Raw genomic sequence first — 23,061 nt, forward strand, 5'->3', positions numbered from 1 at the left:
GCGCTTGGACACGATCGAGACGATAAAGCTGACCTTCTTTCAGGAATGCGAGGAGCAACTCGCAGAACTTGAATCGGGCTTGCTCGCGATGAACGAAGGCGCCGCCGATTCCGAGACGGTCAATGCGGTCTTCCGCGCGGTCCATTCCATCAAGGGGGGCGCCGGCGCCTTCAAGCTCGACGATCTCGTGCGCTTCGCCCATATTTTCGAGACAACGCTCGATCAGATCCGGATCGGCCAACTGCCGCCGTCGCCCGAGGTCATGAAGGTCGTGCTGCGCACCGCCGATGTCCTCGCCGACCTTGTGGCCGCTGCGCGCGAAGGCGATCGCCTCGATGAGGCGAAATGGCTTCCGGCGTTGGAGGAGTGTCGCGCCTTGAGCGACGCGTCCCACGACGCCATCGAGCTTGCCGACTTTCAACCCGTGCGCGTGAGCTTCGACGATATCGACGCTCCCGTTGCGCCCGCGCGCCCGCCTCGTGTTTTCACGATATATTTCAAGCCGAAGCGCGAGCTTTACGCCAACGCCAACGAATCCGTGCTGCTGCTGCGCGAACTTGCCCGGCTCGGCGAGATGACGGTCGCCTGCGACGCGTCGGCGCTTCCGCTTCTTGGCGAGCTCGATGCGGACGGCGCCTATTTCGCCTGGACGGTTGAACTCGTCACCACGCGGGACGAAGCGGAAATTCGCGAGGTTTTCGAGTTCGTCGAGGGCGACTGCGATCTTACGATCGAAGGCGCGGCGATTCCGGCGCCCGCGCCATCCGATGTCGCGGCGCTGATCCGTAGGGTTCAGGCGGAGATGGGCGCCGAATCGCGCGCGCCCGCGTTCGTCCAACGCCCCGCGCCCGTCCATGCGAATGCGCCTTTGAAACTCGTCGCGGACGCAGCGCCGTCCGAGGGTCGATCCGCCGCGCCGCCGGCGAAGGCGGATATCGCCAAAAATGAAATTGCTCCTCCGGCCGCGACGATCCGCGTCGAATTCGATCGCGTCGACCGATTGATCAATCTCGTCGGCGAACTCGTCATCAACCAGGCCATGCTCTCGCAGCGCATTATCGAGGCGGGCTTCGCCAACGGTTCGGCCGTCACGGTCGGTCTTGACGAGCTTGAACAATTGACGCGCGAGATTCAGGAAAGCGTCATGGCGATCCGCGCGCAGCCCGTCAAATCCTTGTTTCAGCGGATGTCGCGCATCGTTCGCGAGGTCGCCGACGCGACGGGCAAGTCCGCGCGCCTCAAGACGGAGGGCGAAAGCACCGAGATCGACAAGACCGTTGTCGAACGGCTGGCCGATCCGCTCACCCATCTCATTCGCAATGCGATCGATCATGGCCTGGAGGCGCCGCACAGCCGCGCCGCCGCCGGCAAACTCTCCGAAGGAATCGTGCGGCTTTCGGCGGCGCATCGGTCGGGCCGGGTCATTATCGAGGTCGCCGATGACGGCGCCGGGATCGATCGCGCGCGCGTGCGGGATGTGGCGATCGGCAAGGGCCTCATCCCCGCCGACGCCCAGCTCACCGACGCCGAGATTGACAATCTCATCTTTCTGCCGGGCTTCTCGACGGTTTCGGAACTGTCCAATATTTCGGGACGCGGCGTCGGCATGGATGTCGTCAAGCGGTCGATCCAGGCTTTGGGCGGGCGCATTTCCATCGCCTCGCGACCCGGCAAAGGCTCGACCTTCACCATGAGTCTGCCGCTGACCCTGGCCGTTCTCGACGGCATGGTTGTATCGACCAGCGGCCAGACCCTCGTCGTTCCCCTGACCGCCATCGTGGAGACGCTCAGGCCCAAGAGCGGTGATGTGCACGCGCTGGGGTCAGGCGCCGATGTCCTGGCTATTCGCGGCAGCTTCGTGCCCCTGATCGACGTGGGCCGCGCCCTGGGTTTCCGCACCGTTCCCGCCGATCCGCTCACCAGCGTCGTCATTCTGATCGAGACGGAAGGCCGCGCCAGGAATGCTCTGCTCGTCGATACGATTCAGGATCAGCGCCAGGTGGTCATCAAGAGCCTGGAAGCCAATTACTGCCATGTTCCCGACATTGCCGCGGCGACGATTCTGGGCGACGGCCGCGTCGCCTTGATTCTCGACGTCGACGCTTTGGTCGCCCGCTCGCGCGGCGACGTCGCGCCCGCCGACCTCCCATTCGCAGAAGCAGGTTGAACCATGAGCGAGATGATGACGAGCCCCACGCCCAATGGCGTCGAACTGATGGCGTTCCGTATCGGCGCCCAGGAGTTTTGCGTCGACATCGTGTCGGTGCGCGAGATCCGCGGCTGGACCCCGGCGACCGCCTTGCCGCATTCGCCCGATTTCGTGCGCGGCGTGATCAATCTGCGCGGCGTGGTGTTGCCGATCGTCGATCTGGCGGCGCGCCTCGGCCTGGCATGCGTCGAGCCGACTTCGCGCCACGTCATTATCGTGGCGCAGGTCGGCAAGCAGATCGTCGGCCTGCTTGTCGACGCCGTGTCTGAAATACTCACCGTCACCGACGATATGGTTCAGCCGACGCCGGATGTCGCGTCGGAAATGGCCAAGACATTTGTCCGCGGCGTTCTAGCGATCAATCAGAGAATGATCAGCCTGATCGCGCTGGACGAGATCCTGCCAAAAACATTGCGCGATGCGGCGTGAGCGTTATGGCGGGCGCGTTGCGGCGGATTGAAACGGGGCGGGAGTCCGGAGCGGGAGAGTTCCCGTTCACCAATGAGGACTTCAACCGTATTGCCGTCCTGCTTCGGCGGGAGTCCGGAATTCATCTGCGCGAGTCGAAAGCCACCTTGGTCTATTCGCGGCTCGCCAAGCGGTTGCGGGCGCTGCGCATCGAGAGTTTTCGCCAATATTGCAAGCTGGTGGCCGTCGACGGCGAGGAGCGCGTCAACATGCTGGCCGCCCTCACGACCAATGTGACGCGGTTTTTTCGCGAGCCGCACCATTTCGAGCATCTGAAGACCCGCGTTCTGCCGCCCTTGCTCGAGGCCGCGCGCCAGGGCGCCCCGGTGCGTCTGTGGTCGGCGGGATGTTCGAGCGGCCAGGAGGCGTATTCCATCGCTCTGGCCATCCTCTCGCTCATGCCGGACGCGGCCTCGCGCGACATCAAGATTCTCGCGACCGATATCGACCCCTATATGGTGGCCAAAGGACGCGTCGGCGCCTATGGGGCCGCCGAGCTTCGCGATGTGCCGCTCGAGATGAAGCGGCGCTGGTTCGAGGCGGTTCCGGGAGAAGCGCGAGGCTTTCTTCGCGTCAACGACGACCTGCGCGCGCTCGTCGCGTTCCGCGAACTCAATCTGATCGGCGATTGGCCGATGCGCGGCCAGTTTCACGCGATATTTTGCCGCAATGTCGTCATCTATTTCGAGGAAGCGACGCAATCGCAGCTCTGGAGTCGGATCCTGCCGCTTCTGTCTCCGGGCGGCTGGCTCTATATCGGTCATTCCGAACGCGTGTCGGGCGCCGCGCTCAGCGCGCTCGAAAATGTCGAGATCACGACCTACCGCCTGAGCGGGAGCGCGCGAACATGAGGCCGGTTCGCGTTCTCGTCGTCGACGATTCCGCGACCATGCGCGGATTGATCCGGGCCGCCCTCGAGCGCGATCCGGAAGTCGAAGTCGTCGGACAGGCCGCCGATCCCATTGAAGCCCGTCAGGCGATCAAGGCCTTGAATCCGGATGTGATCACGCTCGATGTCGAAATGCCGAACATGAACGGCATCGAATTTCTTGAAAAAATCATGCGGCTGCGGCCGATGCCGGTGATCATGGTGTCGAGCCTGACGACGAGCGGCGGCGACGCCACGATACGCGCCCTCGAAACAGGCGCCGTCGATTGCGTCGCCAAGCCGTCAAGCGGCGACGAGGACGCTTTCGGCGAGCTGCCGGCGATCGTGAAAATGGCGGCGGGCGCCTTCGTGCGGCCGAGCGCGCCGCGCCGCGTCGAGCCGCGGTCCAGCGCTCGCCAGACGCCCGGCTATATCCATGACGGGCGGGTCGTCGCGATCGGCGCCTCGACGGGCGGCGTCGAAGCGTTGATCGCCGTGCTCTCGGAATTTCCCGCCAATTGCCCGCCGACCGTCATCACCCAGCATATGCCCGCGAATTTCACCCGGAGTCTGGCGCAGCGGCTTGACCGGATCTGCGCGCCAAGCGTCAGCGAGGCCAGCGACGGCGCGGCGCTCGAGCAGGGCCATATCTATCTGGCGCCAGGCGGCCGCGCGCATCTTGAGGTCGTCGGCTCGAGGCGTTTGTATTGCCGCCTGCGTCCGGGCGAGGCCGTCAACGGCCATCGGCCGTCGGTGGATGTGCTGTTCGCCTCCGTCGGCAAGGCGGTCGGCGAAAAAGCGGTCGGCGTGATCTTGACGGGCATGGGCCGGGACGGGGCCGCCGGGCTGCTCGAAATGCGCAAGGCCGGCGCGCGCACGCTCGGCCAGAACGAAGCCAGCAGCGTGATCTATGGAATGCCCCGCGTGGCGTTCGAATGGGGAGCCGTGCAAAAACAATTGCCGCTGACCCGGCTCGGACAAGAGATACTGACCGCCGCCTCGCCGCGGAATCCATAGAGGCGATGGCGATGGCGCTCAGGGATCAACTCAGGGTTTTGGTCGTTGACGACACCTCGGTCAGCCGCGCGCTGATCTGCGACGCGCTCGACCAGATCGGCATGAAGAATGTCTCGATCGCCAGGGATGGCGAAGAGGGGCTTCACGCGATGATCGCCAAGCCGTCGCACCTCGTCATTTCCGACCTCAATATGCCCAAGCTCGATGGCCTGGGTCTGCTGCGCGCGGTGCGCGAATGCGAGCCGATCAAAAAGGCGGCGTTCATTCTGGTGACGGGCCGCGGCGACAACGCGGTCGTCGCGCAGGGAAGGAAATATGGTTTGAACAACCTCCTCGCCAAGCCTTTTACCGTCGACTCTCTGAGAACCTCCATTGAGGCGGTGGTCGGGCGGCTCGGATGAGAACAGTCGAAGTGATCGAGCGCCGGATCCATGTCATGCAGGGCGAATATTGCGTCAGCACCGATCCAGGCGTCATGCTCACGACGCTGCTGGGCTCCTGCGTCGCCGCCTGCATGCGCGACCCCGAGGCGCAGGTCGGCGGCATGAACCATTTCCTGCTGCCCGGGACCGACGACCGGTCGCAAACGCGCGCGGCGGAGAGTTATGGCGTTCATCTGATGGAGCTTCTCGTCAACGATCTCCTGCGCCACGGCGCCCGCCGCGAGCGCCTGGAGGCCAAGCTGTTTGGCGGCTCGGCGACGATGCAGGGATTATGCGACATCGGTGCCCTCAACAGCCAGTTCGCCGAACGATTTCTTCGCCATGAAGGCATCGCCTATGCGGGCGGTAGCCTCGGGGGCGATCGCGGCCGCCGCATCCAGTTCTGGCCGACCTCCGGGCGGGCGCGGCAAGCCGCCATGCGTAAGAACGAAGCCTTTACGTCGCCGAGCGCCAGCCTTCCGCTGCGGGCGCTGGGCGGAGAGGTCGAACTGTTCTGAGAGGCGCGCGACGTGAGAGCGTGAGAGATGACAATGAATTCTTTCGAGACGCCAAAATCCCGGACGATGCCCGTCGCCGATCTGTTGCAGCGGATCGCCGATGAGCTGCGCGATCTCACGCAGGTCGTCGACAATCTGCAATCCCTGGTCGGGCGCCTCGTCGCGGCCAGCGCCATTCGCGATGGCGACGCCATGCGCGAATTGCAGAATTTCGATCGCCTGGGACAAAACCTTTCCGGCGTCGCCAATTTCGCCGAGGCTTTGGGCGGCGCGGCGCCCGAGGATTGGCTGGTCAATCCCCATTCCGCCTCGCGCGCCGTCCATCTCTCCGATCTCGCGGCCCGCCTGGTTTCCCAAGGCGCGCGCGGGCCGGCATCCGACCCGGCTGGAGCGGGGGAGCTTGAGTTTTTTTAGGACCTTCTTGATCGAAACCATTCGTCGTCATTGCGAGGGAGCGCAGCGACGAAGCAACCCAGACTGAGGCTTTGGTAGCCTTGTCTGGATTGGTTCTCAATGAGCCAGACGCCGGTGCGAGCGCCGTCCACACCATCACCGTAACTTCGCATAATGCCATCCGCCTCATGATGCGAAAGTTATGCAATTCGAGATGATATTCCTGGACAGACTCTCAGGCTTGACGCGACGCGGGTTTGTTCGGCCCGACCAGTTCGTCGAGGCGCGACAGGAACAGTTTCAGGATCGGCGAGGTGTTCGACTTGCTGTAACCCACTGCGACATCGATCATCGGCGCCTCGCCTTCCAGCGGTCGGCTGACCACGGACGCGGGCAAAAGGTTCTTGGCATAGGCGGGCATCAGCGCCAGCCCCCGAGTCGAGGAGACTAAAGACATGGCCATCGCCAGGTTGTCCACGCCGTGGTCGAGCTTGATGTCCACGCCCGCCCGCCGAAGGTAAGCCTCGGTAACGGCGCGCAACACGGTGGCTTTCTTGGAGCCGCCGATGAAAATCTGCCCGACGAGCTCGCGTGGATGAATTGCCTGCTTGGCGACGAGACGATGGTCGCTCGGCATGAGGACGATGAGTGGTTCCCGATCCACAACGTGGTACCCGAGATCATAGCCAGGCTCCGCGCGTAGGAAGGCCAGATCCAGCCGGCCGCGGGCAAGCGCGTCGGCAAGGTCGGGCGAATAGTCGCTGCTGATAGCGACTTCAATGTTCTTCAGCTCGTCGCGCAGCACGGCCATCACCCGCGGCAACCAGTCCATCTCCTGACCGGTTTGGAAGCCGATCGCGAACGTCTTCTTTGCCGGACGCGCCTCCGTGCGCGCCGCTTCGACAGCAGCGTCGACCTGCATCAGCGCCAAGCGGGCGTGGTCGAGAAACGCCCTACCCGCAGCGGTCAATTCGACGCCACGAACGCTGCGCGACAGCAACTCGGCGCCGACCTCGTATTCCAGATCGCGAATCTGCCGGCTCAGCGAGGGCTGTGAGGTATGGAGCCGCCGCTTCGCGGCGGTCGTGAGATTGCCCGCTTCGGCCACGGCCACGAAATAACGCAGATGTCTCAACTCCATAACCATTCCATGCCTGGGAGATATGCCGCCCAGCCTACAAAGTCTTTTCCGAAAGCGCCATCCGTGCCCAGCTAACCCATACAAGGCTTTGCTATCGAAAGCTTTATCCACACCACAGATCCAGGAGTATCCTAATGAACAAGCAAGTTGTCCTGATCACAGGAGCTCTCACAGGCATCGGTCGCGCCACCGCTGTCGCCTTTGCAAAGAACGGCGCGCAGGTCGTCGTCGCCGGTCGGCGTGACGAGGCCGGCAACGCGCTCGTCAAGGAACTGCGTTCCTTTGGCTCCGAAGCCGAGTTCATCAACACCGATGTACGGAAGGAGGAGGACGTCCGCGCCCTGGTCGACAAAACCGTCGCGCGATTTGGCCGCCTCGATGCTGCAGTAAACAACGCCGGCACCGAGGGTCAGGTTGGCCCGATCACGGATCAGACTGCGGAAAGCTACGCTGCGACGTTCGATACGAATGTTCTCGGTGTGCTCTTGAGCATGAAGCACGAGGTGCGCGTCATGCAGAAGCAGGGCAGCGGCAGCATCATCAACATCTCCTCTACCTACGGCCACGAGGGGGCGGCAGGCGCCTCTGTCTATGTCGGCAGCAAGCACGCCGTCGAAGGCATCACCAAGTCGGTGGCCCTGGAGACCGTGAAATCGGGGATCCGCGTAAACGTCGTAGCGCCCGGGCCGATCGATACCGGTATGCTAACCCGCTTTACGGGCACGCCGGAGAACAAAGCGGCCTTGATGACGAGCGTTCCGATGAATCGCCTCGGCCGCTCGGAGGAGATCGCGAACGCCATCGTCTTCATCGCATCGGACGAAGCATCGTTCATCACCGGCCACGTTCTCAATGTCGATGGCGGCAAGAGCCACTGACTCCCGTCCAGGCGCGAAGCTTCCTCCGCGCCTGTTTGGCGACTCAGGCGTCGATTCAAGAGGTAATCCCAATGACACAATATACTCATAAAACGGCGCCGACGCAGTTCGTGGAGGCGGGCGGCATCCGCTTCGCCTACCGACGTTTCGGCAAACCGGGCGGCGCGCCGCTCGTCTTCAACATGCATTACATGGGTACGATGGACCATTGGGATCCGGCGGTGACCGACGGCGTCGCTAAAGAGCGCGAAGTCATCCTGTTTGACAATGCCGGCGTCTCGAGCAGTTCGGGCGATGTTCCGGGCTCGATCGCCGAGATGGGCGCCAACGCGATCGCCTTCATCAAAGCGATCGGACTCGAGCAGGTCGACGTTCTCGGCTTTTCGATCGGCGGTCTCGTCGCACAGGAAATTGCGGTGCAAGCCCCAGATCTCGTCCGCCGCCTGGTGCTAGTCGGCACTGGACCGCGAAGCGGCGAGAGCATGGATACCGGCACGCCGGAAGGCAAGCAGATCTTTGGCGCTGCCCATGAGCATCCGGACGATCTTTGGCTTCGCGTTCACTTTACGCCCTCGGACGCGAGCCAAGCCGCCGGACGCCAGTTTCTCAAACGCTCTCAGATTCGCACCAAAGATCGCGACCCTCCGGTAACTGAGAAGGCCTCGCTGGCGCAGCGCGCTGCAATCGCCAAATGGGGCGCCAAGCGCGAACACGCCTGGGATTATTTGAAAGACGTCAAACAGCCGACTCTGATCGTCAACGGCAGCAATGACGTCATCATTTATACGATCAACTCGTACATCCTGCAGCAGAATCTGCCCAACGCTCAACTGGTCATCTATCCCGATTCGGCGCACGGCTCTCTGTTTCAATATCCGGCGCTGTTTGTCGCTGACATGACGCGGTTCCTGAATGCCGAGGCGCCGTTTTCGATTGAAGAGGATACAAGCCATGACTGACAAGCGGATGAAAATTCCGGGGCCTGGACATCCCATCTCGATCGAGGAGAACCCGCGTCGCGATCGGCGATCCTGACCCGAGATTGCGCTCGTATGGGACGCTGACGGAAGTCGTAGGGTTCAGCGAAGCGCGAGCCATTTCGCGCGGTCAAAGGACGACGACGCGCGTTCCCTTCGCGACCCGCTGATAGAGATCCATCACGTCGGAGTTGAGCATCCGGATGCAGCCGGACGATACGGCTTTGCCGATCGAATTGGGCTCGTTGGTCCCGTGGATGCGAAACAGCGTGTCCTTGTTGTCCTGAAATAAGTAGAGGGCGCGCGCGCCGAGCGGATTCTCCATACTGCCGTCCATATGGGCCGGCAGCTCCGGGCGACGCTCCAGCATTTCCGGCGGCGGCGTCCAGCCGGGCCAGAACGCCTTCCGGCCGACTTCTGCGGTTCCCTTCCAGGCGAAGCCCTGGCGCCCCACGCCGATCCCATACTGGATCGCCCGTCCGTCGCCGAGCGACAGAAACAGCTTGCGCAGTCGCGTGTTGATGGTGAGCGTGCCCGCCGGCTCCCCGGTGGGATCGGCGATTTCCCGACGCGTCGACAGGCTCATGTCGACGTCTTTGTCGAAGCCGCCAGGCGTCGAATAATAGGGATCGGCGTCGGCCGGCAGATCAGCGTGGGCCGCCGGCGGCGGCGCAAAGACGTCCGGGAGAGGAAACAGAGACGCGGCCGTTCCCCCGTTCGTCGAGATCGCGAAGCTCGCGAGGCTGATCAGGAGAAGATTTCGCGCATAACGCATGGATGACCGCCCCCATATGCCCTGCGCCTGCTTGTCGAAAACAAAAATGGCGAAATCGGGACGAGGTCCATGATTTGCCGCAATTATTGCGGCGCCGGGTGCGAGCCGGTTCAAATGGCGGCCTCTCATCCTGTCGGCTGGCCGTAGCAGGCGAACACGCGTTCGCCGTGGCCATGTTCATCGAACTCGACGAGATCGCTCACCAGCATGCCGCTTTCGCGGCGGTAAATGACGCACATGGCGTTCACGCCGAGGAGCACGTCGATCAGTTCGAAATGCAAGCCTGGCGCTTTCACGCCGATGGCGAAATTGTCGCGGAGTTTGGCCTTGCCGTGCAACCATCCGTCAGCAAGGCCCCAGCGGGCGACGACGGTGGGCGAAGAGAAAGCGACATTTTCGGCGTAATGGCTCATGATCGCGTCGAGGTCGCGATCGTTCCAGGCGGCGCACCAAGCGGCGGCCTTCCGCCGGGCTTCTTCCAAGGTCATGATGAACTCCCCATGAGCCTATCATAAAGCTGCCGCTCGCGATTGACGACTGGGGCGTCCAATATCAATCATAGTGCGCGAGAAGCGGCTGGCGGGTCATCGCGCCGCCCCGCTCACACCGCAGCCAGAACCCGCGCCTGCAATGCGGCGAGCTCCGCGTCGCTGGCATCGCGCTGCTGCCTCTTATGCGGGATCGGCAGATCGAGCGCGATGGCGCCCTCGCGCAGCGCCAGCACCCTGTCGCCAAGCGCCACCGCCTCGGCGACATCGTGGGTGATCAGCAATGCGGTGAACCCATATTCGCGCCACAGGCTCTCAAGCAGCCGGTGCATTTCGACGCGAGTCAGGGCGTCGAGCGCACCGAAGGGTTCGTCGAGCAGGAGCACGCTGGGCCGGCTGACGAGCGCGCGGGCGAGGGCGACGCGCTGGCGCTGGCCGCCCGACAGGATGCGCGGCCAATCGTTGGCGCGATCGGCAAGGCCGACGGCCGCCAGAGCCTCTAGCGCGCGCGCGCGCCATTCCGGCCCGCGCGCGATTCCGACATTGGCGATCACGCTCTGCCAGGGCAGCAGACGCGCATCCTGGAACATCATGCGCGCGGCGCCCTGCAGTCCCGCGACCGGCTGGTTGTCGATCGCGATCGCGCCGGCGCTCGGGCGCTCTAAGCCGGCGACAAGGCGCAGCAGGGTCGATTTGCCGCCGCCCGATCGGCCGACCACGACGACGAATTCGCCGGGCCGGATGGTCAGATCGAGGCCTTTCAACACTTCGCGCGGACCGAACGCCTTGGATACCGAGCGAAGCTCGATCGCCAGACCGCTGCGGGCGGACGATGCGGTCCGCGCCTCCTCGATGTCGGGCGCGCGAAGCTGCTGCGAAGACGCAAAAGAGGCGTCCTGGAAAAGCTGCGCCTGCGAACTCATGCATGGGCCTCAATGGGTCTGGCGTAGCTCGGATGCCACGCGAGCGCGGCGCGTTCGAAGAGTTTTATGATCACGTCCGAGAACTTGCCGAGCAGGGCGTAGATGATGATTCCGAGCAGGACGACATCGGTTTGCAGGAATTCGCGCGCGTTCATCGTCATATAGCCGATGCCCGAGGACGCCGAGATCGTCTCGGCGACGATCAAGGTGAGCCACATGATGCCAAGGCCATAGCGCAGCCCGACGAATATGGAGGGCAGGGCGCCGGGTAGAATGACGCGCCAGAACAAAGCCAATGGCCCCAGGCCATAAACCCGCGCCATTTCGACGAGGGCCGGATCGATGGTGCGCACGCCATGATAGGTGTTGATGTAGACGGGGAAGAGAACGCCGATCGAAACAAGAAAAATCTTCGCCTCCTCGCCGATGCCGAACCATAGAATGACGAGCGGGATGATGGCGAGATGCGGGATGTTGCGCAGCATCTGCAGGGAGGAATCAAGCGCGACTTCAGCCGGGCGCCAGAGGCCGTTGACGATGCCAAGCGCGAGGCCGAGCAGGCCGCCGATCAGCAGCCCCTGCAACGCGCGCCCGGCGCTGACGGCGACGTTCTGCACAAGGCTGCCGTCTTGCCAGGTCTGCCAAAAGGCCCGCGCGACCGCGCTCGGCGCGGGCAACACGCGCGCGGCGATCAGGCCGCTGTCGGCCGCGAACTCCCAGCCGACGAGAAGCGCGACGGGCAGAATCCACGGGGCGAGGCTGTCGGGTGGGCGGAGGGACAAGCGCGTCATGGGACCTCAACTGCCGTTGGCGCGCACGGCGTCGCTGATCTTGATCGGCTTGGGGATCAGCCCGAGGCCATAGAACGCATCGGCGATTTTCTGCTGGTCGGCGGTCACGTCGGCGTTGATCGGCTGGACGCCCCAGGACTGCCGACCGAGCGCCAGTTTCAGGATCGGCGCGGGAATGCCGACCGCGGGACTAAGTTCGCTCGCGGCTTGGTCGATATGATCCTTCGCCCAATCATCGATCTCCCTGACGGAGGCGAGAACGGCGTCGACCGCCGCCGGATTGGCCGTCGCGAATTTCTGCTCGGCCAGATAAAATTCCCGATTGGCGGCCACGCCCCCCTCGCCATTGGTGAGGACGCGCGCCTCAAGCGTTATTTCGGCGGCGGCCGCGAAAGGATCCCAAATCGCCCAGGCGTCGACCGAGCCGTTTTCGAAAGCGGCGCGTGCGTCCGCCGGCGTCAGAAAGACGGTCTTGATGTCCGTGTATTTCAGGCCGGCCTTCTCTAGCGCCTTGACCAGCAAATAATGGACGTTTGAGCCTTTGTTCAGCGCGACGGTCTTGCCCTTGAGCTCGGCGATGCTGTGAATGGGGCTGTCTTTTGGCGCCAGGATTTCCTCGCCGCGCGGCGCCGGCGGTTCATTGGCGACATAAACGAGGGGCGCTCCGGCGGCCTGCGCGAAGATCGGCGGCGCTTCGCCGGTGATGCCGAAATCGAGAGCGCCGACATTGAGCGCCTCGAGCAATTGCGGGCCGCCGGGAAACTCCGTCCAGGCGACGGAATAGCCAAGCGGCGCGAGTTTCCTCTCGAGCAACCCGCGCGCCTTCAAAAGCAGGAATGTGCCATATTTCTGGTAGCCGACCCGCACAACCTTGTCCGCGGCCTCGGCGGCGGCGCCCGCGAAAGCCGCTAGGATCGCTGAGGCGACGACGATGCGCGCGATTCGTCCCAAAAAGCTCTTCATCGCCAATTTCCTAGGCCCTTGTCATATCGTGAAGCCAATCAACATATATTTTCTATAGACAAATAGCAATCAATGAAAGAAAATAGGGCCAAATTCATCCTCGGCGCCTCAGCGTCAGTGCAAGGGAATCCCAATGGCCAACGCCAACGATCTGCCGCCGCCCGCGGCGCAAACCGACGTGCTGTGGTTCCTGCCGACCCATGGCGACGGCCGGTATCTGGGCAGCGACGTCAACGCCCGGCATGTCAATCTGAACTATCTCGGCCAGATCGCGCGCGCCGCCGATGAACTCGGCTATTTCGGCGTGCTTTTGCCGACCGGCAAATCCTGCGAGGATTCCTGGGTCGTCGCCTCGGCGATGGTCCCGCTGACCCAGCGTTTGCGCTTTCTGGTCGCCGTGCGGCCCGGCCTGCAGACGCCGACCGTCGCCGCGCGGATGACCGCGACGCTGGACCGTCTCTCGGAAGGACGATTGCTGATCAATGTCGTCACCGGCGGCGATCCGGGCGAGTTGCGCGGCGACGGCGTCTTCACCGATCACAACGAACGCTATGAAGTGACCGACGAATTTCTCACCGTTTATCGCAAATTGCTGGCGGGCGAGGAAGTCTCCTACGACGGCAAGCACATTCATATCGAAAAGGGCAAGCTGATCTATCCGCCGGTGCAGAAGCCGCATCCGCCGCTCTATTTCGGCGGTTCGTCCGATGCCGGCAATCGCGTCGCCGCCGAACATGTCGACGTCTATCTGACCTGGGGCGAACCGCCCAACGATGTCGCGCAGAAGATCGCCAAGGCGCGCGCGATGGCGGCCGAGCGCGGCAGAACGCTCTCGTTTGGCATCCGCCTCCATGTGATCGTGCGCGAAACCTCCGCCGAAGCGTGGCGCGCCGCCGACAGCCTGATTTCGAAGCTCGACGACGCGGCGATCGAGAAGGCCCAAAAGTCCTTCGCCAATTTCGACTCGGTCGGACAAAAGCGCATGGCCGCCCTGCACGGCGGGCGGCGCGACAAGCTCGAAGTCAGCCCCAATCTTTGGGCCGGCGTCGGCTTGGTGCGCGGCGGCGCCGGCACGGCTTTGGTCGGCAATCCCGATGAAGTGGCCGAACGCATGAAAGAATATATGAAGCTCGGCATCGACCGCTTCATTCTTTCGGGCTACCCCCACCTCGAAGAATGCTATCGCTTCGCCGAACTGGTTTTCCCAAAACTGCCGCTGAAGGCGACAACCGGCTCAAATCTCGGGCCCGCGCGCCACGGCGGCCCGTTCGGCGAAGTCATCGCCAATATCGAGGCGCCGTCGCACCGCCGGGCGGTGAGCGCGAGCTAGCGCTGGCCGATAGCGCGCGAACGCAAGGTTTCGCGCCGGCCAACGATCGCTCCGGCGATTCCTGTTCTACAAAATAATAGGTTAATTCTGGCGGCTGGCGATCTCCGGTCTTGCAGGCGAAACCGGGCGCCGTGTCGGCCGCTCGGAGAATTGTTCAGATTCGTCTCTGTCAAGACCTTGCCGTCAGGCCTCGGGCGGACATAACATCAGGTCCATGGTCGACACGCTCATATCCATCCGAACGGCTCGCGACGGCGATGAAGTCAGCATCGCGGACGTGCATGACGCCGCCTGGCGCGACGCCTACCAGGGCGTCATTCCCGGCCGCGAGCTGGAGCGTATGATCGCCCGGCGCGGGCCGATGTGGTGGCGCAATGCGATCGCGCGCGGCTCAAGGCTGCTGGTTCTCGACTTCGGCGACAAGCTCGCCGGCTATGTCAGCTATGGCCGCAATCGCGTGCCCGCCTTGACCTATAGCGGTGAAATCTTTGAGCTTTATCTGGCGCCTGAATATCAGGGCGGCGGCTTTGGGCGGCGTATGTTCGAGGCCGCGCAAAAGGATCTCGCCGATCACGGCTATCGGTCGTTTCTGGTCTGGGCCTTGGCCGACAATGATCGCGCCCTGGGGTTCTACAGCCGTTTGGGCGGGCGCGTCGTGCGGCGCGCCCATGAAAAATTCGGCCAGGAAACGCGCGAGCGCGTCGCCTTCGGCTTCGAATGACGGATGAAAGGACCGCAAGGCTCGGCTTGTTCGTAAGCCCGCCGCCGCGCCACAATTGTCTTTGCGGCGATTTGAGGCCTAATCAGTCCGTTTTCGCCTTCCCGGGAGCCCGGCCATGAACGTTGACGCCGTTTCGATCGGCAAGAACCCGCCTTACGAAGTCAATGTCGTCATCGAAGTGCCGATCGGCGGCGAGCCGATCAAATATGAGATGGACAAGAAGATCGGCGCGCTCGTCGTCGACCGGTTTCTCTATACGTCGATGCGCTACCCCGGCAATTACGGCTTCATCCCCCATACGCTGTCGGACGATGGCGACCCCTGCGACGTGATCGTGGCCAATACGCGCGCGATCATTCCCGGGGCCATTATGAGCTGCAAGATCGTCGGCGTGTTGCTGATGGAGGACGAGGCGGGCGGCGACGAAAAGCTTCTCGCCGTGCCTTCCGCCAAACTCACGCAGCGTTATGCGAAAATCGAGAATTATGTCGATCTGCCCGAAATCACACTCAAGCAGATCGAGCATTTCTTCGCCCATTACAAGGATCTGGAGCCCAACAAATGGGTCAAGATCACGCGCTGGGGCGACGCAGCCGAAGCGCATTCGCTTGTTCTGGCGGGGATCGAACGCGCCAAAGCCAAGGCGAAATAGCGGCTGATGTCGAAATTGTCCGAGGCCGCCTGATGCGCCGCTCCTTCATCGACGCCCGCATCGACGCGATGCTGGCTTTATGCGATCGCCACAGCTTCAAGCTGCCCCCTTTCGCACTATGGGACGAGGCGCGCTATCGCGCCCAACCCGTGTCGGCTCAGCGCATCAACGCGGCGGGGCTCGGCTGGAATGTCGTGGAATTCGCACCCGGCGCCTATCGCGAACAAGGCCTCACGCTCTTCACGACGCGCATGGGCGATTGGCGCGGCCTCGCCACGGGCGGCGGCCGGCTTTATGCCGAAAAGGCGATGATGGCGGAAGACGGACAGCGCGCGCCGCATCACTTCCACATCGTCAAGACCGAAGACATTTTGAACCGCGGCGGCGCGCGATTCGTCGTCGAATTGTTCAAGGTCGACGCGCAAGGCGTTCGGCTCGATGAACATTTCAAAGTGCTGAAAGATGCTGAAATGCTCGATTTGGCGCCGGGCGCGCGCGTTTCGCTGGAGCCCGGCGAAAGCCTGACGCTCGAACCCTTTGTCGCCCATTCCTTCTGGGCCGAGGGCGGCGCGGTCCTCGCTGGCGAAATATCGCTCGTCAACGACGATGCGACCGATAATTATTTCCTGCCGCCGCTCGCGCCCTTTGCTCGAATCGAAGAGGACGCGCCGATGCGTTACGTCACAGTGCGCGATCACGCGAAGTTTGTTTGAGGTGGAATCTACCGCCGCGCCAATCTCTCCATCGCGGCGATGAAATCCTCGATCATCCGCTCCGCCCGCACGCCGACCGCCACTTGCGCATTGGGCTTGCGCCGCCAGACGCCGCGCCAGTCGGCGAGCGTCATGCCATTGGCCAGCGTTCCCGTGGTTTCGACATCGACCGCGACGGCCGCGGTGTCGATCAGCGTCGGATCGATCGCCGCCGCGATGGCGAGCGGATCGTGCATGACGAAATAGCGGCGGCCCTCGCGTTTTTCGACGCGCTCGAAATAATGCCTCGTTGAATCCTGGAGAAATTGCAGAAGGGCGGGGGCGTGAGCCGCGCCTTCGCAGCGGCGCGCAAGATCCCTCAAATGTTCCGGCAGGAGCAGGGTCTGGCGCGTGACGTCGAGGCCGACTGCGACAAGCGGCGCGGAGCCCTCGCCGCCGAAGCTTTGAAAGACGATGCGCGCCGCCTCCGGATCATGCCAGATGTTGAACTCCGCCGCCGGCGTGGTGTTGCCGCCCTCCTTGAAAGCGCCGCCCATCAGCACTAGGCGCTTCAACAGTTTAGGCAATTCGGGTTCGCGCATCAGCGCCACCGCGACATTGGTGAGCGGGCCGGTGGCGATGAGGACGATCTCGCCAGCATGAGCTTTGGCCGCCGCGACGATTTCGTCGATCGCGTTGCCGGCATTCGCCGCGACGGCCGGTTCGGGCAGAATCGCATTGCCGAGCCCCGAGCCGCCATGAATTTCGCTCGCATCCTCCGGCTCCCGCATGATCGGGCGCGCGCAGCCTGGCCAGACCGGAATCTCGGGGCGCCCCGCCAGCGCCAGAACGGCGCGTGTGTTGCGCGTCGCGCGCGTGAGATCGACATTGCCCGCGACCGTCGAGACGCCGAGGATCGTCGCCTGCGGCGCGGCGCAGGCGTAGAGCAGGCCAAGCGCATCGTCGATGCCGGTGTCGACATCGAGGATGAGAAGGGTTTTGGCGTCGGGCATCGGAAACCTCTGGGTGGGAAACGTCGATTTGGCTGACGGGCGGGAATGTCTTATCAAGGCCTTCTGGCGGACGAAGCTCGCTTTTGTCGTGGCCCAACCTGTGGAATGGGTCAATGCTTCAAACCGTCGAAACTGACAATACCCGCGCAGCGTCTTCGCGCCCGTGGTTCGCGCGCGAAGCCGCCGCGATGCTGGCGTTGAGCTGGCCGCTCATTGTCGCCAATGTCGCACAAAGCGCGATGACGACGACCGATCTGATGATGCTGGGCTGGCTGTCGCCCAAGGCGCTTGCCGCTGGCGCGCTCGGTTACAATCTGTTCCTGCCTCTGCTGCTGTTTGGGATCGGGCTGATTGGCGCCGCCGCGCCGATCGTCGCCAGCCTTGTCGGCGCCAATGCCGATGATGTCGCCGGGCCGCGCCTCGCGGCTCATCAAGCGTTCATCAGCGCGATCGCCGTGGCTTTGCCGATGTGGGCGTTGCTGTGGAATGCGCAAAGCATTCTGATCGCATTTGGCCAGGAGCCGGATCTCGCCGCGCAAGCGGCGATCTATCTGCACGGCTTGCAATGGGCGCTGGCGCCCGCCTTTCTGTTCTTCGCAGCGCGTTCGGTTTTCTCTGCGCTCAATCGAACCGGCCCGACGCTGCTTGCCGGCGTGCTGGCGGTTGGCGTCAATGCAGCCGCCAATTACCTGCTGATTTTCGGCAAGCTCGGCCTCCCGGCACTCGGCATATTCGGTTCGGGCCTCGCCACGTTCTTGTCGCAATGCTTCATGCTGCTGGTGCTCATCTCTTACGCCTTCATCGATCCGCACCTGGCGCGCTACAGGCTGTTCAGCAGTGTCTGGCGGATCGACTGGCGCAAGCTTGGGCAATTGTGGCGGCTCGGAGCGCCGATCGGTCTGACCATCACATTCGAGATCACGATCTTCGCTGCGTCGGTGTTCCTCATGGGTCTGATCGGCGCGGCGGCGCTCGAAGCCCATGCGGTGGTCTTTCAGATCGTCTCATTGGCCTTCATGATTCCGCTGGGCCTCAGCCAGGCGGCGACGGTGCGGGTCGGCCATGCCTTCGGCGCGTGCGATCGCGTGAACGTGTCGCGTTCGGGCTGGACAGCGCTGACGATCGGCCTTGGTTTCATGGTTCTATCCGCCTCGACGATGCTGCTGTTTCCAAAATTCCTGTTGTCGGGCTTCATTGATGTCGACGCGCCGGCCAATGCCGAAACCGTCGAACGCGCAGGCGCCTTTCTGCGCGTCGCGGCTTTGTTCCAGATATTCGACGGCGCGCAGGCGGTGGCGGCAGGCATGCTGCGCGGCGTGCATGATGCGCGCGCGCCGATGCTCATCGCTCTATTCGGCTATTGGGGCATCGGCCTGCCGGTCGGCGCGCTGCTCGCCTTCGAAACATCGCTGGCGGGTGTGGGACTGTGGATCGGACTGGCTTGCGGTCTCGCCTGCGTCTCAGTCCTGCTTCTGGTGCGATGGCGCTTGCGGGAGAAGGCGGGATTCTTCAAGGAGGCGGTCTCGTGAGCCGGGAAGACGGCGCCTCGATAGTCTAAAATAGAATCCTGACCCGCTCCGACGCGGCCTTAATGAATTTCGCCGGCCCGTTTCAGCGCCTCCCGCATCTTGGCGCTGGTGAAGCCTGGGGCGCGGGCCACATCCAGGATCGCCTTTTCGCGACGCGCAACAAGCTCTATCGCATCGGGCAGCTTCTTTACTGCTTCTGCGGGAATGATGACGGCGCCATGGAAATCGGCGTGGATCACATCGTCATCCCTGGCGAGCATGCCGAAGACATTCACCTCGCAGCGCATCTGGACCATATGCACATGAGCGTGGCTCGGGCCGATGCGGCCGCCGATGATCTGAAAGCCGGCGGCGATCATATCGAGGTCGCGGAACGATCCATTGGTGACGCAGCCCAATACGCCCAGTCCCCAATGGACGGTGGACTGGACTTCGCCCCAGAACGCGCCGTAGCCCGGACGATCGTCGATGTCCTGCAGCACCGCGATCGTGGGTAGATCGGCGGCGGCGACATAGTCGTACCAATCCTCGCGCGACGGGATTGGTCCGCGCGGCTTCTCTTTCGCGCGGATGAGGCCGGTCCGCGCCACGCCGACGATCGGCGGCAGCTTGCGATCGACGGCGATCATCGGCTCGACGGTAAAGCCGATGGCGCGCCGTTCGGGCGCCACGAGTTCGAGCCCATTGCAGATCGTTGGCGTATCCCAGCGCTTGAGAATTTCGAGATCCGCAGCGGTGAAATGCCTTGTCGTCATGAGAAATTCCTGCCGAAAAAAGCGAGGCCGGGGAAGAGCTGACTTAAGGAATATCGCATCGCCGCTCTGGCCGCCACGCAGAACCAGCCGCGACGATCACGTCGTCGCGATCGATGGCCTGCGGTCGGCCCATGGACGCGCCTGCTCCAACAGGGCGCCGAGCCGCAGGATGTCGCCGTCGCTATGACGAGGGCCGATAATCTGGACGCTCGTCGGCAAGCCGTCCTGCGCCCAGCCCGATGGAACGGAAAGGGCGGGATGGCCGGTGAGGTTGAAGGGATAGACGAATCCGGTCAGGTGCGGCTGCGCAGGCCCGATCCCTTCGCCGTCGATCTCCACAACGCCCGAGGCGCCATTGAAATCGGCGGCGAGCGCGGTGCGGGTCAATGTCGGCGAGACCAGGAAATCGTATGTCTCGAACAGGCCCTGGACGGCGCGAAACAAACGCGTGCGCGCCGCGATCGCCTTGATGTAAGCGGCGATGTCGTATTTCTTGCCCGCGGCGACATAGGCCCGCAAAACGTGGTCGGTCTGGTCGCCGAAACGCTCAACCACTGCACCCAGATTATTGGCGATGGAGCAGAGATACAGCACCCGCTGGTCGTCTGATATCCAATCGACTTCAGCGATCACTTCTTCGACATCGGCGCCCAGATCGTTCAGTGCGCCAAGAGAATCTTTCGTGTTTTTCACGACATCGGCTGAAACAGCCTTGTTGGCGGCGCGGCTGAGATAGCCGATGCGCAGGCCGGACAGATTTTGCGACAAGAGCGCGGGTGAAATCTGGCCTAATGGAGCCGCATTCACGGTCCAGGGGTCCATCGGGTCGGCGCCCGCCATCGCCGCCTGCATGATCGCGGCATCGGCCACCGTTCGCGTCAGCGGGCCCGCTGCGACGACATTGCCGAACGCATCGCGCGCTTCTTGATAGGGCACGGCTCCTGTCGTGCCTTTGAGGCCGACAAGGCCGCAGCACGCCGCGGGGATGCGCGTCGATCCCGCGCCATCGCTGCCAAGGCCGATCGGGCCGAGACCCGAGGCGACGGCGGCTGCCGCGCCGCCGCTTGAGCCTCCCGGCGTGCGTTCGAGATTCCAGGGGTTGCGCGTCGTGCCGAAGATCGGCGCGTCGGTTTGACCTTTGATGCCGAATTCGGGCGTCGTCGTTTTGCCGATCATGATGGCGCCGGCCGCGCGCAGCCGGGTGACCAGGATATCGTCGCGGTCGGGGACATTGTCGGTGAAAGCGATCGACCCGAAAGTGGTGCGAACGCCCTTGGTCGGAATCAGGTCCTTGATGCTGACGGGAACGCCATGCAGCGGGCCGAGCTTTTGCCCTGACATGACCGCCTGCTCCGCGGCTTTCGCGCCTTCGCGCGCATGATCGGCCGTCACCGTCACGAAGCAATTGAGTTTGGGTTGCAGACGCTCGACGGCCGCCAGAACCGTATCCATATATTCGACGGGCGATAGCTTCTTGCGGCGGATTAGGGCGGCAGCGGTAATCGCCGGCATGAAGAGAAGGTCAGTATTCGCCATGATTGAGCAGCCTTGCAGGTTGGAAAAGTTGGAAGAGGGCGGCTTAGAGGGTTTCGTAGAGGTGACAGGCGGTTTGGCGGCCGGGCGCCGTCTCGCGAAGCCTGGGCTCTTCGACCTGGCAGCGCGGCATGGCGTGAGGGCATCGCGTATGAAATCGGCAGCCCGGCGGCGGCGCGAGCAGGCTGGGAACTTCGCCGCCGATCACCGGGCCTCTCACCCGTGCGGGATCAGGGCGGGGAACGGCGTCAAGCAGCGCCTGCGTATAGGGGTGCTGTGGCTGCTCGTAGAGCGCGTCCTTCGAAGCTATCTCGACGATCGAACCGGCGTAGATGACGGCGACGCGTTGGGCGACGGCGCGGACCACCGCAAGATCGTGGGCGATGAAGAGGTAGCCGATCCCGAATTTCGTTTGCAGGTCCATCAACAGATTGACGACCTGCGCCTGCATCGAGACGTCGAGCGCCGATACGGGTTCGTCGCAGACGATGAAGCCGGGCTCGAGCGCGAGCGCGCGGGCGATGACGATCCGCTGCCGCTGGCCGCCGGAAAATTCATGCGGAAACCGCTCAGCGGCGTCGCGGGGCAGGCCGACCATCTCAAGTAGTTCTTTGACGCGATGGCTCCTGTCGCGACGCGTATGCGCGCCGGCGATGTCGATCGGCTCGGCGATGGAATCGCCCACGCGCATGCGCGGATTGAGCGCCGCATGCGGGTCCTGGAACACGAATTGGACGCGCGATCGCACGGCGGCGAGATTCGCCTTGCGCTCGGGTCCCGTGATCGTGCGGCCGAACAGTTTGACCGAACCTCCCGTCGGCTCGAACAGCCCGACTAGGATGCGTCCGGCAGTGGATTTGCCGGAGCCCGATTCGCCGACCAGGCCCAGCGTCTCGCCGCGGCCGACATCGAACGACAGCTTGCGTAGAACCTGCAGCGTGGTCCGCCGCGCACGCGCCTTGCCGACGTTGAAGGCCATATCGAGATCGCGCACTTCGACGAGAGCGTCGTCAGCCATCAGGTTAAGTCCGCGGCGCGGGTGCGGGGCGTGCAGCGCAGGCGATGCCCGTCGGCGATCGCAATCAGCCGCGGCGGCGCTGTGCGGCAAATCGGCTCGGAATGCGCGCAGCGCGGACCGAAGCGACAGCCATCAATTGTTTCGTCTGGATCGGGAATGCGGCCGGGTATGGCGTAGAGCCGCGCGGCGCCTCCGTCCAGCGCCGGCATGGAGGCCATCAGGCCTTCCGTATAGGGATGGCGCGGCGACTGGAAGAGAACATCGACCGGCGCATCCTCGACGATGCGGCCCGCGTACATCACGATGACGCGTCGGGCGAATTCTGCGATCACGCCGAGATCGTGCGAGATCAACATCACGGCCATCCCGAGTTCGGCGCGCAAGTCGCGCAGCAGTTCGAGGATTTGCGCCTGGATCGTTACGTCGAGCGCGGTTGTCGGTTCATCGGCGATCAACAGACGCGGGCGGCAGGCGATGGCGATGGCGATCATCACGCGTTGGCGCATCCCTCCCGACAACCGGTGCGGATATTCGTCAACGCGCCGCGCCGCGTCCGGGATGCGCACGAGGTCAAGCAATTCGATAGCTTTCTTGCGCGCCGCGGCGCGCGACATGCCCTGATGCAGGCGCAAGGATTCAGAGATCTGGTCGCAGATCGTTAGGACCGGATTGAGCGACGACATCGGATCCTGGAACACCATGGCGATGTCGCGTCCGCGAATGCGGCGCAGGTCGCGCTCGGACGCCTGCAGCAGATCGCGGCCGGCATAGGAGATGGCGCCTGTCGAATATCTTGCGGCGCCGCGCGCGTGCAGCCGCAGGATCGAAAGCGCCGTGACGCTCTTGCCGCTGCCCGATTCGCCAACCACGCCCACGCATTCGCCTTCCGCAATATCGAAAGAAACGCCTTCGACGGCGTTGGCCCAACCGCGATCGGTGCGAAATTGCACGGTCAGGTCGTCAATCGAAACCAGCGGAGAGGCCATG

General features: G+C 63.5%; 25 protein-coding genes. 14 read left to right on the forward strand and 11 right to left on the reverse strand.

All coding sequences use genetic code 11. The features are described 5' to 3' along the window. The first annotated feature begins 4 nt into the window (after positions 1-4). The 7 genes from GSQ90_RS09390 to GSQ90_RS09420 are packed head-to-tail and all read left to right on the forward strand — an operon-like array spanning position 5 to position 5,916. Positions 5-2,167 carry a chemotaxis protein CheA gene (locus GSQ90_RS09390; protein WP_158814576.1) on the forward strand — a complete coding sequence of 721 codons (2,163 nt, stop codon included), beginning with the start codon at positions 5-7 and terminating at the stop codon, positions 2,165-2,167. A 3-nt stretch (positions 2,168-2,170) separates the two neighbouring features. Next, on the forward strand, positions 2,171-2,638 hold the full coding sequence (locus GSQ90_RS09395) for a chemotaxis protein CheW (RefSeq protein ID WP_158814577.1): 468 nt from the start codon (positions 2,171-2,173) through the stop codon (positions 2,636-2,638). 5 nt (positions 2,639-2,643) lie between these two features. After that, positions 2,644-3,528, forward strand: coding sequence for a protein-glutamate O-methyltransferase CheR (locus GSQ90_RS09400; protein ID WP_158814920.1), 885 nt, complete (start codon positions 2,644-2,646; stop codon positions 3,526-3,528). Continuing rightward, positions 3,525-4,562, forward strand: a complete 1,038-nt coding sequence (locus GSQ90_RS09405; protein WP_158814578.1) for a chemotaxis response regulator protein-glutamate methylesterase — start codon at positions 3,525-3,527, stop codon at positions 4,560-4,562. Before GSQ90_RS09400 ends, GSQ90_RS09405 begins: the two co-directional genes overlap by 4 nt. Before the next feature lie 11 nt (positions 4,563-4,573). Further along, on the forward strand, positions 4,574-4,963 hold the full coding sequence (locus GSQ90_RS09410; RefSeq protein ID WP_158814579.1) for a response regulator: 390 nt from the start codon (positions 4,574-4,576) through the stop codon (positions 4,961-4,963). Then, on the forward strand, positions 4,960-5,502 hold the full coding sequence (locus tag GSQ90_RS09415) for a chemotaxis protein CheD (protein ID WP_158814580.1): 543 nt from the start codon (positions 4,960-4,962) through the stop codon (positions 5,500-5,502). Before GSQ90_RS09410 ends, GSQ90_RS09415 begins: the two co-directional genes overlap by 4 nt. A 33-nt stretch (positions 5,503-5,535) precedes the next feature. Beyond that, positions 5,536-5,916 (forward strand): hypothetical protein, encoded by a 381-nt coding sequence (locus GSQ90_RS09420; RefSeq protein WP_158814581.1) that lies wholly within the window; start codon positions 5,536-5,538, stop codon positions 5,914-5,916. 214 nt (positions 5,917-6,130) lie between these two features. Here the strand turns inward: GSQ90_RS09420 and GSQ90_RS09425 are convergent, their stop codons facing one another. Further along, on the reverse strand, positions 6,131-7,036 hold the full coding sequence (locus GSQ90_RS09425) for a LysR substrate-binding domain-containing protein (protein WP_158814582.1): 906 nt from the start codon (positions 7,034-7,036) through the stop codon (positions 6,131-6,133). Positions 7,037-7,170: 134 nt separating this feature from the next. Here GSQ90_RS09425 and GSQ90_RS09430 point away from each other — a divergent pair, with 134 nt between their 5' ends. Next, on the forward strand, positions 7,171-7,914 hold the full coding sequence (locus GSQ90_RS09430) for an SDR family NAD(P)-dependent oxidoreductase (protein ID WP_158814583.1): 744 nt from the start codon (positions 7,171-7,173) through the stop codon (positions 7,912-7,914). Positions 7,915-7,985: 71 nt separating this feature from the next. Continuing rightward, the gene (locus GSQ90_RS09435; protein ID WP_158814584.1) at positions 7,986-8,873 is read left to right on the forward strand and encodes an alpha/beta fold hydrolase; all 888 of its coding nucleotides are present in this window, start codon (positions 7,986-7,988) and stop codon (positions 8,871-8,873) included. A 148-nt stretch (positions 8,874-9,021) separates the two neighbouring features. Here the strand turns inward: GSQ90_RS09435 and GSQ90_RS09440 are convergent, their stop codons facing one another. From GSQ90_RS09440 to GSQ90_RS09460, 5 genes are all read right to left on the reverse strand, one after another. Beyond that, positions 9,022-9,666, reverse strand: a complete 645-nt coding sequence (locus GSQ90_RS09440) for a L,D-transpeptidase (RefSeq protein ID WP_158814585.1) — start codon at positions 9,664-9,666, stop codon at positions 9,022-9,024. A 125-nt stretch (positions 9,667-9,791) separates the two neighbouring features. Beyond that, the gene (locus GSQ90_RS09445) at positions 9,792-10,154 is read right to left on the reverse strand and encodes a nuclear transport factor 2 family protein (protein ID WP_158814586.1); all 363 of its coding nucleotides are present in this window, start codon (positions 10,152-10,154) and stop codon (positions 9,792-9,794) included. Positions 10,155-10,267: 113 nt separating this feature from the next. Further along, positions 10,268-11,077, reverse strand: coding sequence for an ATP-binding cassette domain-containing protein (locus GSQ90_RS09450; RefSeq protein WP_158814587.1), 810 nt, complete (start codon positions 11,075-11,077; stop codon positions 10,268-10,270). Continuing rightward, positions 11,074-11,868, reverse strand: coding sequence for an aliphatic sulfonate ABC transporter permease SsuC (gene ssuC / locus GSQ90_RS09455; RefSeq protein WP_158814588.1), 795 nt, complete (start codon positions 11,866-11,868; stop codon positions 11,074-11,076). The genes GSQ90_RS09450 and ssuC overlap by 4 nt, the downstream gene beginning before the upstream one ends. A 6-nt stretch (positions 11,869-11,874) precedes the next feature. Next, entirely contained in the window at positions 11,875-12,831 is a 957-nt protein-coding gene (locus GSQ90_RS09460; RefSeq protein WP_158814589.1) for a sulfonate ABC transporter substrate-binding protein, read from the reverse strand. A gap of 133 nt (positions 12,832-12,964) precedes the next feature. Between GSQ90_RS09460 and ssuD the strand changes: the two genes are divergently transcribed. From ssuD to GSQ90_RS09480, 4 genes are all read left to right on the forward strand, one after another. Then, complete coding sequence (gene ssuD, locus GSQ90_RS09465) at positions 12,965-14,161, forward strand: FMNH2-dependent alkanesulfonate monooxygenase (RefSeq protein WP_158814590.1); 1,197 nt, start codon at positions 12,965-12,967, stop codon at positions 14,159-14,161. 214 nt (positions 14,162-14,375) lie between these two features. Beyond that, positions 14,376-14,882 (forward strand): GNAT family N-acetyltransferase, encoded by a 507-nt coding sequence (locus tag GSQ90_RS09470; protein WP_158814591.1) that lies wholly within the window; start codon positions 14,376-14,378, stop codon positions 14,880-14,882. A 115-nt stretch (positions 14,883-14,997) separates the two neighbouring features. Further along, a complete protein-coding gene (ppa, locus tag GSQ90_RS09475; RefSeq protein WP_158814592.1) occupies positions 14,998-15,534 on the forward strand; it encodes an inorganic diphosphatase in 537 nt (178 codons plus the stop codon). Between the two features lie 32 nt (positions 15,535-15,566). After that, positions 15,567-16,247 carry a D-lyxose/D-mannose family sugar isomerase gene (locus tag GSQ90_RS09480; protein ID WP_158814593.1) on the forward strand — a complete coding sequence of 227 codons (681 nt, stop codon included), beginning with the start codon at positions 15,567-15,569 and terminating at the stop codon, positions 16,245-16,247. An 8-nt stretch (positions 16,248-16,255) separates the two neighbouring features. Here GSQ90_RS09480 and GSQ90_RS09485 read toward each other — a convergent pair whose 3' ends face one another. Further along, positions 16,256-17,239, reverse strand: coding sequence for a nucleoside hydrolase (locus GSQ90_RS09485; protein WP_158814594.1), 984 nt, complete (start codon positions 17,237-17,239; stop codon positions 16,256-16,258). A gap of 113 nt (positions 17,240-17,352) precedes the next feature. Between GSQ90_RS09485 and GSQ90_RS09490 the strand changes: the two genes are divergently transcribed. After that, positions 17,353-18,768 (forward strand): MATE family efflux transporter, encoded by a 1,416-nt coding sequence (locus GSQ90_RS09490; protein WP_246731500.1) that lies wholly within the window; start codon positions 17,353-17,355, stop codon positions 18,766-18,768. A gap of 59 nt (positions 18,769-18,827) precedes the next feature. On the opposite strand, the gene GSQ90_RS09495 is transcribed toward GSQ90_RS09490, so the two are convergent. The 4 genes from GSQ90_RS09495 to GSQ90_RS09510 all read right to left on the reverse strand — a co-directional run bounded on the left by GSQ90_RS09495 (position 18,828) and on the right by GSQ90_RS09510 (position 23,060). Continuing rightward, on the reverse strand, positions 18,828-19,523 hold the full coding sequence (locus GSQ90_RS09495) for an RraA family protein (RefSeq protein WP_158814595.1): 696 nt from the start codon (positions 19,521-19,523) through the stop codon (positions 18,828-18,830). A gap of 96 nt (positions 19,524-19,619) precedes the next feature. Then, positions 19,620-21,059, reverse strand: a complete 1,440-nt coding sequence (locus GSQ90_RS09500) for an amidase (RefSeq protein WP_158814596.1) — start codon at positions 21,057-21,059, stop codon at positions 19,620-19,622. A 43-nt stretch (positions 21,060-21,102) separates the two neighbouring features. Continuing rightward, on the reverse strand, positions 21,103-22,074 hold the full coding sequence (locus GSQ90_RS09505; RefSeq protein WP_158814597.1) for an ABC transporter ATP-binding protein: 972 nt from the start codon (positions 22,072-22,074) through the stop codon (positions 21,103-21,105). Next, positions 22,074-23,060, reverse strand: a complete 987-nt coding sequence (locus GSQ90_RS09510; RefSeq protein WP_158814598.1) for an ABC transporter ATP-binding protein — start codon at positions 23,058-23,060, stop codon at positions 22,074-22,076. The genes GSQ90_RS09505 and GSQ90_RS09510 overlap by 1 nt, the downstream gene beginning before the upstream one ends. Position 23,061 lies beyond the last annotated feature (1 nt).

The organism is Methylocapsa sp. S129 (genome assembly GCF_009765995.1).
Classification (GTDB): domain Bacteria; phylum Pseudomonadota; class Alphaproteobacteria; order Rhizobiales; family Beijerinckiaceae; genus Roseiarcus.

What these genes read in the sequence shown, in the direction of transcription:
- GSQ90_RS09420 (WP_158814581.1), top strand. Translation starts at nt 5,536, where the DNA reads ATGAATTCTTTCGAGACGCCAAAATCCCGGACGATGCCCGTCGCCGAT.
- GSQ90_RS09425 (WP_158814582.1), bottom strand. Translation starts at nt 7,036, where the DNA reads ATGGAGTTGAGACATCTGCGTTATTTCGTGGCCGTGGCCGAAGCGGGC.
- GSQ90_RS09440 (WP_158814585.1), bottom strand. Translation starts at nt 9,666, where the DNA reads ATGCGTTATGCGCGAAATCTTCTCCTGATCAGCCTCGCGAGCTTCGCG.
- GSQ90_RS09510 (WP_158814598.1), bottom strand. Translation starts at nt 23,060, where the DNA reads ATGGCCTCTCCGCTGGTTTCGATTGACGACCTGACCGTGCAATTTCGC.
- GSQ90_RS09445 (WP_158814586.1), bottom strand. Translation starts at nt 10,154, where the DNA reads ATGACCTTGGAAGAAGCCCGGCGGAAGGCCGCCGCTTGGTGCGCCGCC.
- ssuD (WP_158814590.1), top strand. Translation starts at nt 12,965, where the DNA reads ATGGCCAACGCCAACGATCTGCCGCCGCCCGCGGCGCAAACCGACGTG.
- GSQ90_RS09405 (WP_158814578.1), top strand. Translation starts at nt 3,525, where the DNA reads ATGAGGCCGGTTCGCGTTCTCGTCGTCGACGATTCCGCGACCATGCGC.
- GSQ90_RS09395 (WP_158814577.1), top strand. Translation starts at nt 2,171, where the DNA reads ATGAGCGAGATGATGACGAGCCCCACGCCCAATGGCGTCGAACTGATG.
- ssuC (WP_158814588.1), bottom strand. Translation starts at nt 11,868, where the DNA reads ATGACGCGCTTGTCCCTCCGCCCACCCGACAGCCTCGCCCCGTGGATT.
- GSQ90_RS09480 (WP_158814593.1), top strand. Translation starts at nt 15,567, where the DNA reads ATGCGCCGCTCCTTCATCGACGCCCGCATCGACGCGATGCTGGCTTTA.
- GSQ90_RS09400 (WP_158814920.1), top strand. Translation starts at nt 2,644, where the DNA reads ATGGCGGGCGCGTTGCGGCGGATTGAAACGGGGCGGGAGTCCGGAGCG.
- GSQ90_RS09460 (WP_158814589.1), bottom strand. Translation starts at nt 12,831, where the DNA reads ATGAAGAGCTTTTTGGGACGAATCGCGCGCATCGTCGTCGCCTCAGCG.
- GSQ90_RS09415 (WP_158814580.1), top strand. Translation starts at nt 4,960, where the DNA reads ATGAGAACAGTCGAAGTGATCGAGCGCCGGATCCATGTCATGCAGGGC.
- GSQ90_RS09435 (WP_158814584.1), top strand. Translation starts at nt 7,986, where the DNA reads ATGACACAATATACTCATAAAACGGCGCCGACGCAGTTCGTGGAGGCG.
- GSQ90_RS09450 (WP_158814587.1), bottom strand. Translation starts at nt 11,077, where the DNA reads ATGAGTTCGCAGGCGCAGCTTTTCCAGGACGCCTCTTTTGCGTCTTCG.
- GSQ90_RS09490 (WP_246731500.1), top strand. Translation starts at nt 17,353, where the DNA reads ATGCTTCAAACCGTCGAAACTGACAATACCCGCGCAGCGTCTTCGCGC.
- GSQ90_RS09470 (WP_158814591.1), top strand. Translation starts at nt 14,376, where the DNA reads ATGGTCGACACGCTCATATCCATCCGAACGGCTCGCGACGGCGATGAA.
- GSQ90_RS09500 (WP_158814596.1), bottom strand. Translation starts at nt 21,059, where the DNA reads ATGGCGAATACTGACCTTCTCTTCATGCCGGCGATTACCGCTGCCGCC.
- GSQ90_RS09505 (WP_158814597.1), bottom strand. Translation starts at nt 22,074, where the DNA reads ATGGCTGACGACGCTCTCGTCGAAGTGCGCGATCTCGATATGGCCTTC.
- ppa (WP_158814592.1), top strand. Translation starts at nt 14,998, where the DNA reads ATGAACGTTGACGCCGTTTCGATCGGCAAGAACCCGCCTTACGAAGTC.
- GSQ90_RS09485 (WP_158814594.1), bottom strand. Translation starts at nt 17,239, where the DNA reads ATGCCCGACGCCAAAACCCTTCTCATCCTCGATGTCGACACCGGCATC.
- GSQ90_RS09430 (WP_158814583.1), top strand. Translation starts at nt 7,171, where the DNA reads ATGAACAAGCAAGTTGTCCTGATCACAGGAGCTCTCACAGGCATCGGT.
- GSQ90_RS09410 (WP_158814579.1), top strand. Translation starts at nt 4,574, where the DNA reads ATGGCGCTCAGGGATCAACTCAGGGTTTTGGTCGTTGACGACACCTCG.
- GSQ90_RS09495 (WP_158814595.1), bottom strand. Translation starts at nt 19,523, where the DNA reads ATGACGACAAGGCATTTCACCGCTGCGGATCTCGAAATTCTCAAGCGC.